This window comes from Nocardiopsis aegyptia, from assembly GCF_013410755.1.
In the GTDB taxonomy this organism is placed as follows: domain Bacteria; phylum Actinomycetota; class Actinomycetes; order Streptosporangiales; family Streptosporangiaceae; genus Nocardiopsis; species Nocardiopsis aegyptia.
The window spans coordinates 5,090,693-5,105,698 of sequence record NZ_JACCFS010000001.1 but is presented as its reverse complement, the minus strand read 5'-3'; the positions used below and the strand labels follow the sequence as shown (position 1 = coordinate 5,105,698).

Genomic DNA, 15,006 nt, shown 5'->3' with positions numbered 1-15,006 from the left:
GAGGGGCGCGTTCAGGGTCGGGCGGCCGCCTGGGCCAGGCTCCGCAACCCCTCCATGACGTCGGGGTCGAGCGGGAGGGCGGCCAGGTGGGCGACGCCGCGGGCGGACAGCTCACGGCAACGCCGCAGCACCAGCTCCCGTGCGCCCAGGGCATCGAGCACGCGTGCGGCGAGCGCGGGGTCGGTGGGGTCGGCGGCGTCGCCGACCCGGCCCAGGACGCGTGCGGCGGTGGCGTCGCCCCGTTCGCGCGCCAGGCGCAGCCCGGCCGCCAGCAGCAGCGTGTTCCTGCCCCGGGCCAGGTCCTCCCCGGGCTGTTTGCCGGTCCGCTCGGGCGCGCCGTAGGCGTCCCGGAGGTCGTCGCGCAGCTGGAAGGCCACGCCGACGTCCTGGCCGTAGGAGCGCAGGGCGCGCACGGTCGGCTCGGGGGCGGCGGCCATCGCCGCGCCCAGGTGGAGCGGGCGCTCGGCCGTGTAGGCGGCCGTCTTGAACCGGTCCGCGCGCAGGGCGCCGCTCTCGGAGCGCTCCCGCCGCGCCTGGCCGCGCAGGTCGAGGAACTGTCCGGCCATGACCTCCGTGCGCACCCAGCTCCACACGCGGCGCGCGCCGGCGCGCGTGGGCAGGTCCGCCAGGGCGGCGTCGAGCAGGTCGTCGGCCCAGGCCAGCGCGAGGTCGCCGGTCAGGACCGCCATGGCCTCGCCGTAGCGGCGGTCCTCACCCGCGCAGGAGCCGGCCCTGTGCTCGGCCGCGTAGGCGGCGTGCACCGAGGACGTGCCGCGGCGCAGCGGGGATCCGTCCATGACGTCGTCGTGCACGAGCGCGAAGGTCTGGAGGAGTTCGAGCGCGGCGCAGGCGCGCAGGGCGGCCTCGGCCGTCGGGCCCCGCGGGGCTCCGCCGCCGGCGATCCACCCCCACCAGCCCAGCAGCGGGCGCAACCGCTTGCCCGTTCCCAGGGTGAAGTCGCGCAGGCGGCCCACCAGATCGCGGCCGAAGTCCGGGTCCAGTTCCCCGGCCTCGCGTCCGCGCTCGTCCAGGTACCGGTCCAGCGCGGCGTCGACGGCGGCGCGCACGGACGCCGCGTCCGGGCCGGCCGGAAGGCCGGCCCCGTCCTGATCCGTTCGCACCTTCTGGATGGCAGACTCCTCAGTGCCGAAAAATACCTTGGAAAGGGAGAATCTTGGTTTCCGGTCTAATTCCCCGTCTCGTGACCGTCAATCATCCGACCCGCCGCGCCCCGTAGACTCACGGAGGGAACCGACCATCCGGCCGCCGAGCCGTTGGGAGCCGCATGGACACCGCACCGACCACCCCCGCCGCCGGCGGAGCTCCGGGTGGTACGAGCGATGACCTGGCACGGGCCGAGCTCTACCAGGCCCTGCAGAACGACGGCCAACAGCTCGCCGTACGACTCGTCCGCCTCCTGCACCGGATGTCCGACCGCTCGGGCATGAACCCGACCGACTTCCAGTGCTACACGCTGTTGCGGGTCGGTGGCACGCTGACACCCGGGGAGATCGCCGACAGTCTCCGTCTGTCCACCGGATCGGTGACCGGAGTGATCGACCGCCTGGAGGCGCACGGACTCGTGGAGCGCACCCGCCATCCACAGGACCGCCGCAAGGTCGCCGTCCGCCTGGTCGAGGGCGCCGACTCGATCGCCGCCGCCTCCGCACCCGGGATGCGCGAGGCGATGACCCGCCTGCACGAGGGCTACTCCGTGGACGAACTCCGGGTCATCACGGACTGGCTCGAACGCGTGGGCACCACGCTCGACGGCCTCATCGCCGGCTCCGACTGACGCCCTTCCCCGGCCCCCGCTCCCTTCGCCCCGAAACACGACGAACGTCCACGTTGTCGAGGTTGTTTGGCGACCGATGGGGCACGCCTTTACCATCCACGGGACACACCCTGGCGCCGGGCCCTGTCGCCGACGGGACCCGGCCATCGAACCCGCCGCAGGCGTACCCGTCCCACTCGGGCTGGGAAGGAGCCACCATCTCATCCCTGCGCACCTACATCAGAGAACACACGAACCCGACGGTCTTCGGCGTCTCCGGCGTCGTGATCATCGCGTTCCTCGTGCTCGGCATCGTCGCCACGACCCCTCTGCAGAACGCGACGACCGCCACCCGTGACTGGATCAGCAGCGAGCTCGGCTGGCTCTACGTCCTGTCCACGACGTTCTTCCTGGGCCTCGCCATCTTCATGATGCTCAGCAAGTTCGGCCGGATCAGGCTGGGGCCCGACGACTCGCGCCCGGAGTTCAGCACACTCGCCTGGTTCGCCATGCTCTTCACCACGGGCATGGGCATCGGGCTGGTCTTCTGGGGCGTCTCCGAGCCCATCCACCACCTGACCTGGCCGCGCAACGCCGACTACCTCGTCGACGACGGCCCGGTACCGGAGGCCGCGAACGAGGCCCTGGCCCTCAGCCTGTTCCACTGGAGCTTCCACCCCTGGGCGATCTACATCGCGCTCGGGATGTCGCTGGGCTACTTCGCCTTCCGCAAGAACCTGCCGCTGCGTCCGGCCTCGGCCCTCTACCCGCTGATCGGGGAACGGGCCTTCGGCTGGCCGGGCAACATCGTCGACATCCTGGCGGTGTTCGGCACCATCTTCGGACTGGCCACCTCCCTGGGCCTGGGCACGCTGCAGATCAACGGCGGGCTCAACCACGTCTTCGGGATCCCGAACAACTCGACCGTCCAGTCGATCATCATCATCGTCATCACCGGCATCGCCCTGTTCAGCGTGCTGTCCGGTATCGACAAGGGCATCCGGCGCCTGTCGGTCATCAACCTGTGGCTGGCGTTCCTGCTCCTGATCGTCGTCTTCGTGTTCGGCCCCAAGCTGTTCATGATCTCCACCATGACCACGTCCGCGGGCGAGTACCTGGGCAACCTGGTCCCGTGGAGCCTGGCCTTCCCGAGTCCGCTCACGGACCCGCAGGCCGCCGACTGGACCACCACCTGGAGCGTCTTCTACTGGGGCTGGTGGATCTCCTGGGCGCCCTTCGTCGGCATCTTCCTCGCCCGGATCTCCTACGGCCGCACCATCCGCGAGTTCGTCCTCGGCGCGCTGTTCGCCCCGGTCGCGGTCTCGATCCTGTGGTTCGGCGTGTTCGGCGGCTCCGGCCTGTTCTACGAGCTGTACCGGAACGCCGGACTGGCCGGCCTGGACGAGGAGGACCGGGCGTTCCGCGTGATGGACCTGATGTTCTCCTTCGCGCCCACCCTGGGCAACGCGGTCTCGCTGCTGCTCATCGTCGTGGTCACGATCTTCTTCGTCACCTCGTCCGACTCCGGCTCACTGGTCGTGGACACCCTGACCAACGGGGGCGACACCCATCCCGTCCGCTGGCAGCGGGCGTTCTGGGCCATCGCCGAGGGCGCGGTCACCCTCATCCTGCTCGTCCTGGGCGGGCAGAACGCGCTGGACGCCCTGCAGGCGGCCTCGGTGGTGACCGGACTGCCCTTCGCCGTGATCCTGTTGTTCATGGTGTGGGGACTGGCACGGGCGCTGTCCCGCGAGCGGGTTCCGAAGCTGGTCGCACCGGAGCACCGCACCGAGGGCAAGCGACCGCCGGCGAGGTCCTAGTGCGCGTTCGGAACAGGGCACACCGCGTGAACCACGCATCCACGGACACCGACAGGAGGCGGACGTGACACCGAAGAGGTTCAGCAACCCCTTCCACGGGGTGGTGGACATGATCACGGAGATGAACCGGATCTCCGACACCATGTCCTCGATCGAGACCAGTCAGGCGGGCGAGCGCGAGCGCGGCTACGCCGACGCCTGGAGCCCGCCCACCGACATCCTCGCCCGCGGCGACGACCTCGTCATCAGGTGCGAGGTCCCCGGGGTGTACGAGCAGGACGTGGCCGTCAGCCTGACCCACGGCATCCTCACCATCAGCGGGGAGCGCCGGCGCGATGACGACGACGTCGTGTACTACTCGTCCGAGCGGTACATGGGCACCTTCCGACGGGACATCAGCCTGCCCGAGGAGGTCGGCGAGAACGACATCGAGGCGAGCTACGGCGAAGGGCTGCTGGAGGTGACCGTGCACGGCGCGGCCAACACCGCCGCGCCCAGGAAGATCTCGATCCGGCGGCGCAAGCGCCAGTAGCGCGGTTCGGGCACCTGTACACGGGGCCCTCGCCGTGCATTCTTCGGGCCTTCGCTCGTTCCTCGCTTCGGCCCCCGGCCCCCGCGGTGACGCACCGCGGGGGGCCTTCGTCCGTCCGCGGACTCCCGGGAACCGAACGGCTCCGCGATCCGACTTGGGAGGAGACCGGCCGCGTACCCAGCGGCCCGAGACCGTGGAGCACCCATGAACCCGACCCGTACCGCCGGGGCCGCCGCCCTGTTCTCCCTCGTCCTGGCCCTGTCCGCCTGCGGAGGCGCCGACCGGCCAGAGGAGCAGGCCGGAGCCGCCGCGGAGGACGGCGCGGCCGAGGAGGCCACCGCCGCCGACGGCTTCGAGATCACCGACCCCTGGATCAAGGCCGCCACCGTCGACGACGGCATGACGGCCGTGTTCGGGGAGATCACCAATGGCTCCGACGCCGACGTCACCATCGTCTCCGCCGCGCACGAGGCCGCGGGCATGGTCGAGCTGCACGAGGGGGTGACCGACGGCGCCGAGACCACCATGCGCGAGGTCGAGGGCGGCTTCCCCATCCCGGCGGGCGGCTCGCGCGTCCTGGAGGCCGGCGGCGACCACATCATGCTGATGGACCTGAACACGGACCTGGAGCCGGGGACCGAGTCCACCGTCACCGTCGAGTTCGACGACGGATCCACCGCCGAGTTCACCGCGCAGGTCAAGGAGTTCGCCGGGGCCAACGAGGAGTACGACGGCGGCGGCGACGAGGAGGAGTACGAGGAGGGCCACGGAGACCACGAGGGCGAGCACACGGAGGACGAGGGCTGATGAGCGAGCGCAGACCGCTCTCCGACCGGTTCTCGCGGCGCGGGCTGCTCCTGGGCGGCGCCGCGGCGGGCATCGGCGCCGCCGGGGCGACCGTCGCCCACCGGCTGGTCGGGGAGGAACCCGTTCCCGCGAACGCGGCGCCGCCGGTCCACGGCACGCGGACGGTCGCCTTCCACGGCCCGCGCCAGGCCGGGGTGGAGACCCCTCCCCAGGCACACGCCTGCTTCGTCGCCCTGGACCTGGAGTCCGGTGTGGACGCCGAGGGCGTGGGCCGACTCCTGCGGCTGCTCAGCGACGACGCCGCCCGCCTGGGCGCCGGTGAGGCGCCCCTGGCCGACACCGAACCCGAACTCGCCGCGGTCCCCGCACGGCTCACGACGACCTTCGGGTTCGGCCCCGGACTCGTGGAACGCGTCGACCCCGGCGCCGTCCCCACCTGGCTGGCCCCGCTGCCCGAGTTCGACCACGACGACCTGCGCCCGGAGTGGGGCCAGGCCGACCTGCTGCTCCAGGTGTGCGCCGACGACCCGGTCACGGTCTCGCACGCGGCGCGGATGCTGGTCAAGGACGCGCGCGCGTTCGCCCGCGTGGCATGGACCCAGACGGGGTTCCGGCGGGCCCACGGCTCACAGCCCGACGGCACCACCATGCGCAACCTCATGGGGCAGGTGGACGGCAGCATCAACCCGCGGCCGGGGACGGACGAGTTCGAGCGGCTGGTGTGGGGCTCCGGCGGGCCGGCGTGGCTCGACGGCGGCACGTCCCTGGTGCTGCGCCGGATCGCCACCGACCTGGACACCTGGGACGAGCTGGACCGCCCCGGGCGCGAGGCGGTGATCGGACGCCGGGTGGCCGACGGCGCGCCGCTCACCGGCGGGGAGGAGCGCGACGACGTCGACCTCGACGCCACCGACGACTCCGGCCTCCCGGTCATCCCCTCGTTCGCGCACGTCCGGCGGGCCCGCACCGACGACCCGGGCCAGCGGATCTTCCGCCGCGGCTACAACTACGACCTGCGCGACATGCTGGACGGCTCGGGCGAGGCGGGACTGGTGTTCGCGTCCTTCCAGGCCGACCCGGTGCGCCAGTTCGTGCCGATCCAGCAGCGCCTGGACGAGCTGGACCTGCTCAACGAGTGGGTCACCGCCGTCGGGTCGGCCGTGTTCGCGATCCCCCCGGGCTGTGAGGAGGGCGACTACGTGGGCCGGTCACTCGTGGAGGGATGACCGTGCGACGATGAACCCATGACGGAGCGGCCTCCGATGCGAGCGGCGCGCGCCGGGGTCTTCACCTCGGTGTGCCTCGCCGTGTCCGCAGGCGGCCACGCCGCGGCCTCCGGACACGGCGTCCCGCTGATCGGTCTGATCGCGGGAGCCGTCATGGTCTTCGTCTCCGCCTGGGCGGGGAGCGGACGCGAGCGCGGGCTGGGCGCGATCACCGCCTGGATGCTGTGGGGCCAGCTCGCCCTGCACCTGCTCTACTCCGTGGCGACCTCCTCCACCACCCACGGCGGCCACGACCCCGGTTCCGTGGCGGCCGGCGCCGAGGCCATGGCGTCGGCCTCCGGAAGCGGCGGCATGCTCGGCCTCCACCTCCTGGCCGCCGCCGTGTGCGCCTGGTGGCTGCGCCAGGGCGAGGCCGCCCTCTTCGGCTACCTGCGGCTGGTGGCCGCGGCCCTGCTGCCACTGCTGCTGGTCGTCCTGCCCCGGGTGCGCCCGCTACTCCGACCGGCCCGGCCGCAGGCGCCCTCCCGGCCCCGGCCGTCCACGCCGTACCTGCGCCACAGCCTGGTCCTCAGGGGACCGCCGGTCACGCCCTGAGGCGTGCCACACCGACCACCCGCGTCCCCGGCTCCGCCGAGGGACCCCTCGGGCTCGGCCGGTCCGCGCACGCCCTTCGCGTCCCCTGAACACTGCGCGTACCGACGCCCGGTGGCGGACCGCCACGACGGCGCGCCACCGGGTGGAACGGCGCGCGCACGGCACCGAAGAGGGCCCATGCCCGTCACCCACGTACACGACGACCTCGAACACCTGGCGGCCAGCGCCCGCACGGGATCGCGCACCGCGCTGGAGGACCTGGTCCGGCGGACCAGACCCGACGTGGCCCGCTACATCGCGCGCAGAGTGCCGCAGGACCGGGTCGAGGAACTCACCCAGGAGACCTACCTGCGCGTCCTCGGAGGCCTGCGGCGCTACTCCGGACGCGCCCCCGTCCGCGCCTGGCTGCTCGCCATCGCCCGCAACACCGTCGTCGACCGCTACCGCAGCGACGCCGCCCGCCCCGACTGCGTCGGCGGCACCGACTGGGAGCTCGTCCCGGCCTCGCCGGAGCGCTTCGACGAGTACCTGGCACTGCGCGGCCTGCTCGACGCGCTCAGCCCGGAACGGCGACAGGCGTTCGTGCTCACCCAGGTCGAGGGGTGCACCTACGAGGAGACCGCCCGCCTGGTCGGAGCCCCGGTCGGCACCATCCGCTCCCGGGTCGCCCGCGCCCGGAGCGACCTGCTCTCTTTTCTGGCGCCCTCGCAAGCTCGGCCGCGCATTCGGGGCGCCGAGTAGCCAGTGTTCTTCGTCGTCGACTTGCCTTGCTCGCAAGCTCGCTGCGGCCCCGTCTCCTCCTGCAGAACACTGGCGCGCCCCTCACCACCCCCTGTGGACCCGCCACCTGTAGAGGCTTCAACCCCCCAGGGGTCACCGAAGGCGCACACGGGCACGGGGGTTGAAGCCGCATGAAAGCGGCCTACCTCGGCCCGGGAGTGAGAGGTAGGCCGTTCAGCCAGGCAGTGTGCAGGGGGTTGGAGCTGTCCGAGACGGCCTACCTCCACCCCACGGGGTAAAAGGTAGGCCGTTCAGCTCGCGGGGACCACAGGGGGTCTATCCGGGCCAAAGCGAGGAACGAGCGGCGGCCCAAAGAAAGCACAAGGAGGGCGCCGACGGGTCCTGGAGGGCCTGGAGGTGCGCTCCCGAGGAACGAGGGAGTGCACCGGAAGGACCGAAGGCCCCGTCTTATGGGCGCCCGAACCTACGCGACTCGTCGTACGGGCCGATGACCGCCAGGGCGCGCGGGCGCGTCAGCAGGTCGGCGGCGACCTCGGCCACGTCCTTCTCCGTCACGGCGTCGAACAGCGCCAGGTCGTCGTCGATCGAGAAGTGGCGGGGGTGGCTCAGCTCGTGGGCGAGCAGGCGGCTCATCCGGGCGTTGGTGCCCTCGCTGCCCAGCACCCAGGTGCCCTGGATCTGGCCCTTGGCGCGGGCCAGTTCCTCGGCGTCGATCCCCGAGGCGGCCACCTTGGCGAGTTCGTCCCGGCAGACGCCGATGACCTCGTCGGCCTTCTCCGGCAGGCAACCGGCGTAGACCTGGAACGTGCCGGTGTCCGCGTAGGCCGTGTGGTAGGCGTGCACCGCGTAGGCCAGGCCGCGCTTCTCGCGCACTTCCTGGAACAGGCGCGACGACATGCCGCCGCCCAGGGCCGCGCCCAGCAGGCGCAGCGCGTGCCAGCGCGGGTCGGTGCGCGGCAGGCCCTCCGAACCCAGGATGATGTGCGCCTGCTCGGTGTCGCGGGAGGTCACCACGGTGCCGCCGTTGACGGCCACCGGGCCCCCGCCCACGCGCGGCCCGACCGGGCGGGCGTCGCCCGCCGCGGCGAGCTGGTCGGCGAACATCGCGCGGACCTGCTCCACGACCGCGTCGTGGTCGAGGCTGCCCGCGGCGGTGACGATCAGCTCGGAGGGCACGTAGGCGTCCCGGTACTGCTCGGCGATCCGCTCGCGGGGCAGCGCGCGGATGGAGTCGATGGTGCCCAGGATCGGGCGGCCCAGCGGGGTGTCGCCGAAGAAGTGCTCCGCGAAGACGTCGTCGACCAGGTCGGCGGGCTCGTCCTCGTACATGGCGATCTCCTCCAGGATCACGCCGCGCTCGGTCTCCACCTCGCCCTCGTCCAGCACCGAGTTGGCCACCATGTCACCGACGACGTCGATGGCCAGCGGCAGGTCCCGGTCGAGCACCTTGGCGTAGTAGCAGGTGTGCTCCTTGGTGGTGTAGGCGTTGTGGTCGGCGCCGACACCGTCCAGCAGCGCGGAGATCTCCAGCGCCGAGCGGGTCCGCGTCCCCTTGAACAGCAGGTGCTCCAGGAAGTGCGCCGACCCCGCGTGCGCGGAGTCCTCGTCGCGCGAGCCGGTGGTCGCGGAGATCCCGAAGGCCGCGGACCGGCCGCCCGGGATGTTCTCGGTGACCACGCGCAGACCGCCGGGGAGCACCGTGCGCCGCACGAGACCGGAGCCGCCGTCCGGCTCCAGCAACGTCACGGTGGTGCCGGGGTCCTGCTCGGCGGCGATGGGGGCAGAGCTCATGAATCCTTCTTCTTCGTCTTCGCGTCGGAGCAGGGACGGCCGTGGGACAGTGCGCCGTCCCTCGTCAGGCCGAGGATACGCCGCGGGGGCGGCCGCACCGGCTGGTGCGGCCGCCCCCTCAGGCGTGGTGGGATCAGGTGTTCTCGGAACGCCCGCCCGAGCTGCGGCGGCGACGGCGGCGCGGGGCGTCGGACTCGCCGCCCTTGTCGTCGTCGGCCGGAGCCTCGTCGGAGGCCTCGGGGGCCGGGGCGGAGGCCGCCGCCTCGGACTCCACGACCTCGACGGGCACCAGCGACAGCTTGCCGCGGTCGTCGATCTCGCGGATCTCGACCTGGATCTTCTCGCCGATGCCGATGACGTCGTCGAGGTTCTCGATCCGCTTGCCGCCGTGCAGCTTGCGGATCTGCGAGATGTGCAGCAGGCCGTCCTTGCCGGGCAGCAGCGACACGAACGCGCCGAACGTCGTCGTCTTGACGACGGTGCCCAGGTAGCGGTCGCCGACCTCGGGCATCGTCGGGTTCGCGATCTGGTTGATCGTGTCCCGCGCGGCCTCGGCGGACGGACCGTCCACGGCACCGATGTAGATGGTGCCGTCGTCCTCGATCGTGATGTCGGCGCCGGTGTCGTCCTGGATCGAGTTGATCATCTTGCCCTTCGGGCCGATGACCTCGCCGATCTTGTCGGTCGGGACCTTGACCGTCAGGATGCGCGGAGCGTTGGGGCTCATCTCGGCCGGGGTCTCGATGGCCTCGCGCATGACGTCGAGGATCGCCAGGCGGGCGCCGCGGGCCTGCTGCAGCGCGATCGCCAGCTGCTCGGCGGGGATGCCGTCGAGCTTGGTGTCCAGCTGCAGGGCCGTGATGAGCTCACGGGTACCGGCGACCTTGAAGTCCATGTCGCCGAACGCGTCCTCGGCGCCCAGGATGTCGGTCAGCGTGATGAACTGGTCGCCCTCGCTGATCAGGCCCATGGCGATGCCCGACACCATCTCCTTGAGGGGCACGCCGGCCGCCATCAGGGACATGGTGGACGCGCAGACCGAGCCCATCGAGGTGGAGCCGTTGGAGCCCAGCGCCTCGGACACCTGCCGGATGGCGTACGGGAACTCCTCGCGGGACGGCAGGACCGGCAGCAGGGCGCGCTCGGCGAGGGCGCCGTGCCCGATCTCGCGCCGCTTGGGCGAGCCCACCCGGCCGGTCTCACCGGTGGAGTACGGCGGGAAGTTGTAGTTGTGCATGTAGCGCTTGGTCTTGTCAGGGTTGAGCGTGTCAACCATCTGCTCCATGCGCAGCATGTTGAGCGTGGTGACGCCCAGGATCTGGGTCTCACCGCGCTCGAAGAGGGCCGAACCGTGCACCCGCGGCAGGACGCCGACCTCGGCGCTCAGCGAACGGATGTCCTTGGGGCCGCGGCCGTCGATCCGGACCTGGTCGCGCAGCACGCGCTCGCGCATGAGCTGCTTGCTCAGCGAGCGGAAGGCGGCGCCGACCTCCTTCTCGCGACCCTCGAAGTCCTCGGCCAGCTTCTCGCCGGCGGCGGCCTTGACGCGGTCCAGCTCGGCCTCGCGCTCCTGCTTGTCCGCGATGGTCAGAGCCTTGGCCAGGTCCTCCCGGACGGCGGCCTGGACGGCGGTGTAGGCGTCCTCCTCGTAGTCGAGGAAGATCGGGAACTCGGCGACCTCGCGGCTGGACTGCTCGGCGACGGCCTGCTGGGCCTTGCACAGCACCTTGATGAAGGGCTTGGCGGCGTCGAGGCCCTCGGCCACGGTCTGCTCGTTGGGGCCGACGGCGCCCTCGGCGACCAGCTTCAGGGTGCGCGGCGTGGACTCGGCCTCGACCATCATGATGGCGACGTCGCCGTCGTCCAGGACGCGGCCGGCGACCACCATGTCGAAGGTGGCGTTCTCCAGCTCGCCGTGGGTCGGGAAGCCCACCCACTGGCCCTCGATCAGGGCGACGCGCACGCCGCCGATCGGGCCGGAGAAGGGGATCCCGGAGATCTGCGTGGACATCGAGGCGGCGTTGATCGCGACGACGTCGTACAGGTGCTCGGGGTGCAGGGCCAGGATCGTCTCGACGACCTGGATCTCGTTGCGCAGGCCCTTCTTGAACGACGGGCGCAGCGGCCGGTCGATCAGGCGGCAGGTGAGGATGGCGTCCTCGGAGGGACGGCCCTCACGCCGGAAGAACGAGCCGGGGATGCGGCCCGCGGCGTACATGCGCTCCTCGACGTCCACCGTCAGGGGGAAGAAGTCGAGGTTCTCCTTGGGCCGCTTCGAGGCGGTCGTGGCGGACAGGACGACGGTCTCGTCGTCCAGGTACACCATGGCCGATCCGGCGGCCTGCTGGGCGAGGCGGCCGGTCTCGAAGCGGATGGTACGGGTGCCGAACTTGCCGTTGTCGATGACGGCTTCGGCCGAGTAAGCGCCCTCCATGGGCGACCTCCTGGTACAGGTGTGGGATGTGCCGCGGGCCGCGCGGATGCGCGTTCCACGGCCTTGGGTTCTTCGTCCCGCGTCCGGACCAGGGAGTTGATGACGGCCGGTCATCGATCGAAGCCCACGGCAGCCACCCCTGAGGGGCGGTGTCCGGGGACCACTACCGAGGACCGGCCTCGACTCTGCTGCCGAGGGTGAGGATCGCGGGATGTTCGCTGTGGAGTTGTGGGTGGTGCACACGTGGCGGTCGTGGACCGCCACGCGTGTCACACCTTACTAACAAAACGGGAGCGGCCGAAGCCACTCCCGTCGCCGGTTCTAGCGGCGCAGGCCCAGACGCTCGATGAGCGAGCGGTACCGGGTGATGTCCTGCTTGGCGATGTACTTGAGCAGACGGCGGCGGCGACCGACCATCAGGAGCAGGCCACGACGGCTGTGGTGGTCGTGCTTGTGGCCCTTGAGGTGCTCGGTCAGCTCCGTGATGCGGTGCGTGAGCAGCGCGACCTGGACCTCGGGGGAGCCGGTGTCACCCTCGGCGGTGGCGTACTCGGCGATGATCTTCTCTTTGGTGGCGGTGTCGATCGACACAACGCTCCTTCACTCATGTCTTCGGTACGCAGGGCGAACCCCTGGCTCAGGGCCGGGGGTCAGACGCGGTGACCACGCGTACGAACAGTCACCGTCGCGTGTGGTGGGCGCGGACCGTCGCCGACGGCGTCGGTGCAGCGCGCTCCCCGCGCCGACGGCCTCCGCGGACGGAGGACCTGACACGGGGCACACGTGGACGTCTCCACACTACCGCAAACCACGAGGTGACGGGGCTGCGTCACACTGTGGAGCCGCTCTCCCCCGCCGGACCGCCCGTGGGGGCGCCCGGCGCGTCCCCGACCAGCACCTCACGGCACCGGTCGACGTCGCGGCGCATGGCCACGATGAGCTCGTCGATGCTGTCGAAGCGCTCCTGCCCGCGGATCCGGTGGGTGAACTCCACGGCCATGTGCACGCCGTAGAGTTCCAGGTCGTCGCGGTCCAGCGCGTAGGCCTCCACCGTGCGCTCGGCGCCGTCGAAGGTGGGGTTGGTGCCCACGGAGATCGCGGCCGGCCAGCGGTGCTCCTGCCCCGTCCCGGACGCGGTCCGGCTCAACCAGCCGGCGTAGACGCCGTCGTCCGGCACGGCGGTGTCGGGCGCCAGGTCCATGTTGGCGGTGGGGAACCCGAGCAGCTCGCGCCCGCGCGCGGCGCCGTGCACGACCTCGCCCTCCACCCGGTGCGGGCGGCCCAGCAGGTCGGCGGCCCCGGCCACGTCGCCGTCGGCGAGCAGGGCGCGTACGCGGGTGGAGGTGATGGTGCGCCCGTCGGCCACGAGCGGCACACCGTCCGCGGTGAAGCCGAGTTCGCGCCCGAGTCCGGCCAGCGCCGCGACGTCGCCCACGGCCCGGTGGCCGAACCGGAAGTCCTCGCCCACGACCACGGCGACCGCGTGCAGGCGGTCGGTGAGCACCGACCGGACGAACTCCTCCGGCGAGCGCGCCGACAGGCGCTTGTCGAAGGGCAGGACGCACACCGCGTCGGCGCCGTGCCCCTCCAGCAGCTCCACCCGCCGGTCCAGCGGGGTCAGCACCGGCGGGGTCGCCCCGCGCAGCACCGTCTCGGGGTGGGGGTCGAAGGTCACCACGACCACGGGCAGCCCCAGGGCGCGGCCGCGCTCGACGGCGGTCGCCAGGATGGCCTGGTGCCCGCGGTGCACACCGTCGAAGACCCCGACCGCCACCACGGACCGCCCCCACTCGGAGGGAATGTCCTCCAGCCCGCCCCATCGCCGCACGTCCGGCTCCCCTCAACCCTGTTCGCTGCCGCTGTCACGGCTCCTGGGGAGGAAACGCCCCCCAGGGCCCCAGACAAGGGTGCCACGCCCGCCGCCCCCTGACCGACACGCGGGGGGTGTGGCCCGGCCCACTCCGGCGTTCTGCCGGCCGCAGACCGGGGCTGTGCGACGGGCCGACGGCGGCTAGCGTGCCGGCATGGTGAGGATCGACGTCGGACGCACGGTTCTGGGGTACGAGGAGGCGGGCGAGGGGTCCGCGGTGGTGCTCGTGCACGCCGCGTCCGCCGACCGCCGGATGTGGGACCACCAGTTCGCCGCGCTGGCCGAGCGGTACCGGGTGGTGCGCTACGACTGGCGGGGCTACGGGGAGTCGGACGACGCCGAGGGGCCGGTCGCCCACTTCCGGGACCTGTTGGCGCTGCTGGATGCCCTGGACATCGGGCGGGCCGCCCTGGTGGGCGCGTCGATGGGCGGGGCACATGCCGTCGATGCGGCACTGGTGGCCCCGGAGCGGGTGGGCGCCCTCGCCCTGGTGTGCCCCGGCATGACGGGGCGGGCGTGGCCGCCGGAGTTCGTCGAGGCCGCGCGGCGCGTGGTGTCGGGCGCCGTCGCACCGGAACGCCTGGCGGTGTACCGCGCGGGCAACGCCGATCCCGACCCGGCCGACGTGGCGGCGATGGCCGAGGCCCAGGCGCGGTTCATGGTCGTCGGCCCGGACCGGGTCCCCGAGGACCTGTCGGCCGAGGCCTGGGAGCGGGCCCTGCTGATGTACCGCGCCCTCTTCCAGCGCACCTGGAGCGGCCCGCCCACGGAGACGGTCTGGCCGGACCCGCCCGCCGAGACCCGTCTCGCCGAGATCGACGTGCCCACCCTGGTAGTGACGGGCCTCTCCGACGTCCCACAGGTCCAGGACGTGGCCGCGCAGTACGTGAGGGGAATCCGGGACGCCCGCCTGCTGGAGATGCCCGACACCGGACACCTGCCCTCGGTGGAGCACCCCGAGGAACTCACGGCCGCCCTCGCCCAGTTCCTCGCCCAGTCCCTCCCCTCACCCTGAATCATCGACAAACGCCAACGGGGCGTATTACGAGAAGAGACTCGAAGAGCTGGCCGCCCACTACGACGACCAGGACATCAGTGAGGAGATCGCCACGAAGCCTCTGGAACGCCACGAGCCGGCGGACCAGGTGAGGACCGTGCCCTCCATCCGTCTACCGAAGCCCACCATGGACAGGGTTCGCGACGTCGCCGTCGCCGAGGGGGTGAGGCCGACCGCCCTGAAGCGTCAGTGGATCGAGGTGCGGCTGAGCCGACTCGAGGATCAGGCTCCGACGGTCGACCAGCTCGAATCGCTCTCGCTTCTCATTCAGCGCGCGGTCCGGGAGGAGCTTGAAGAAGCAGGTCTGCGCAGCGCCTGACGCCCGCGCGACGATGAGGCGCCACCGATCGCGGCGCGGGG

General features: G+C 72.0%; 14 protein-coding genes. 9 read left to right on the top strand and 5 right to left on the bottom strand.

The annotated features are described in order from the left end of the window. Positions 1-11: 11 nt before the first annotated feature. Positions 12-1,121 (bottom strand): polyprenyl synthetase family protein, encoded by a 1,110-nt coding sequence (locus tag HNR10_RS22775; protein ID WP_179826763.1) that lies wholly within the window; start codon positions 1,119-1,121, stop codon positions 12-14. Between the two features lie 164 nt (positions 1,122-1,285). Here HNR10_RS22775 and HNR10_RS22770 point away from each other — a divergent pair, with 164 nt between their 5' ends. The 7 genes from HNR10_RS22770 (at position 1,286) to HNR10_RS22740 (ending at position 7,494) form a co-directional block, all read left to right on the top strand. Then, positions 1,286-1,795, top strand: a complete 510-nt coding sequence (locus tag HNR10_RS22770) for a MarR family winged helix-turn-helix transcriptional regulator (RefSeq protein WP_179826761.1) — start codon at positions 1,286-1,288, stop codon at positions 1,793-1,795. A gap of 263 nt (positions 1,796-2,058) precedes the next feature. Beyond that, positions 2,059-3,594, top strand: coding sequence for a BCCT family transporter (locus HNR10_RS22765; protein ID WP_376769767.1), 1,536 nt, complete (start codon positions 2,059-2,061; stop codon positions 3,592-3,594). A 64-nt stretch (positions 3,595-3,658) separates the two neighbouring features. Next, positions 3,659-4,126 (top strand): Hsp20/alpha crystallin family protein, encoded by a 468-nt coding sequence (locus tag HNR10_RS22760; RefSeq protein WP_179826759.1) that lies wholly within the window; start codon positions 3,659-3,661, stop codon positions 4,124-4,126. Between the two features lie 204 nt (positions 4,127-4,330). Then, positions 4,331-4,933 (top strand): copper chaperone PCu(A)C, encoded by a 603-nt coding sequence (locus HNR10_RS22755; RefSeq protein ID WP_179826757.1) that lies wholly within the window; start codon positions 4,331-4,333, stop codon positions 4,931-4,933. Then, on the top strand, positions 4,933-6,159 hold the full coding sequence (locus tag HNR10_RS22750; RefSeq protein WP_179826755.1) for a Dyp-type peroxidase: 1,227 nt from the start codon (positions 4,933-4,935) through the stop codon (positions 6,157-6,159). Before HNR10_RS22755 ends, HNR10_RS22750 begins: the two co-directional genes overlap by 1 nt. An 18-nt stretch (positions 6,160-6,177) precedes the next feature. Then, a complete protein-coding gene (locus HNR10_RS22745) occupies positions 6,178-6,753 on the top strand; it encodes a hypothetical protein (protein WP_179826753.1) in 576 nt (191 codons plus the stop codon). A 177-nt stretch (positions 6,754-6,930) separates the two neighbouring features. Continuing rightward, on the top strand, positions 6,931-7,494 hold the full coding sequence (locus HNR10_RS22740; RefSeq protein ID WP_179826751.1) for a sigma-70 family RNA polymerase sigma factor: 564 nt from the start codon (positions 6,931-6,933) through the stop codon (positions 7,492-7,494). A gap of 447 nt (positions 7,495-7,941) precedes the next feature. Here the strand turns inward: HNR10_RS22740 and HNR10_RS22735 are convergent, their stop codons facing one another. The 4 genes from HNR10_RS22735 to HNR10_RS22720 form a co-directional block, all read right to left on the bottom strand. Further along, positions 7,942-9,285, bottom strand: a complete 1,344-nt coding sequence (locus HNR10_RS22735; protein WP_179826750.1) for a M16 family metallopeptidase — start codon at positions 9,283-9,285, stop codon at positions 7,942-7,944. A gap of 133 nt (positions 9,286-9,418) precedes the next feature. Beyond that, on the bottom strand, positions 9,419-11,719 hold the full coding sequence (locus HNR10_RS22730; RefSeq protein ID WP_179826748.1) for a polyribonucleotide nucleotidyltransferase: 2,301 nt from the start codon (positions 11,717-11,719) through the stop codon (positions 9,419-9,421). A 321-nt stretch (positions 11,720-12,040) separates the two neighbouring features. Then, a complete protein-coding gene (gene rpsO, locus HNR10_RS22725) occupies positions 12,041-12,310 on the bottom strand; it encodes a 30S ribosomal protein S15 (RefSeq protein WP_179826747.1) in 270 nt (89 codons plus the stop codon). Between the two features lie 238 nt (positions 12,311-12,548). Then, positions 12,549-13,547: a bifunctional riboflavin kinase/FAD synthetase gene (locus tag HNR10_RS22720; protein ID WP_179826741.1), complete on the bottom strand. Its 999-nt coding sequence runs from the start codon at positions 13,545-13,547 to the stop codon at positions 12,549-12,551. Positions 13,548-13,743: 196 nt separating this feature from the next. Here HNR10_RS22720 and HNR10_RS22715 point away from each other — a divergent pair, with 196 nt between their 5' ends. Beyond that, the gene (locus tag HNR10_RS22715; RefSeq protein WP_179826739.1) at positions 13,744-14,604 is read left to right on the top strand and encodes an alpha/beta fold hydrolase; all 861 of its coding nucleotides are present in this window, start codon (positions 13,744-13,746) and stop codon (positions 14,602-14,604) included. 139 nt (positions 14,605-14,743) lie between these two features. Further along, positions 14,744-14,965: a hypothetical protein gene (locus HNR10_RS22710; protein WP_179826737.1), complete on the top strand. Its 222-nt coding sequence runs from the start codon at positions 14,744-14,746 to the stop codon at positions 14,963-14,965. Positions 14,966-15,006 lie beyond the last annotated feature (41 nt).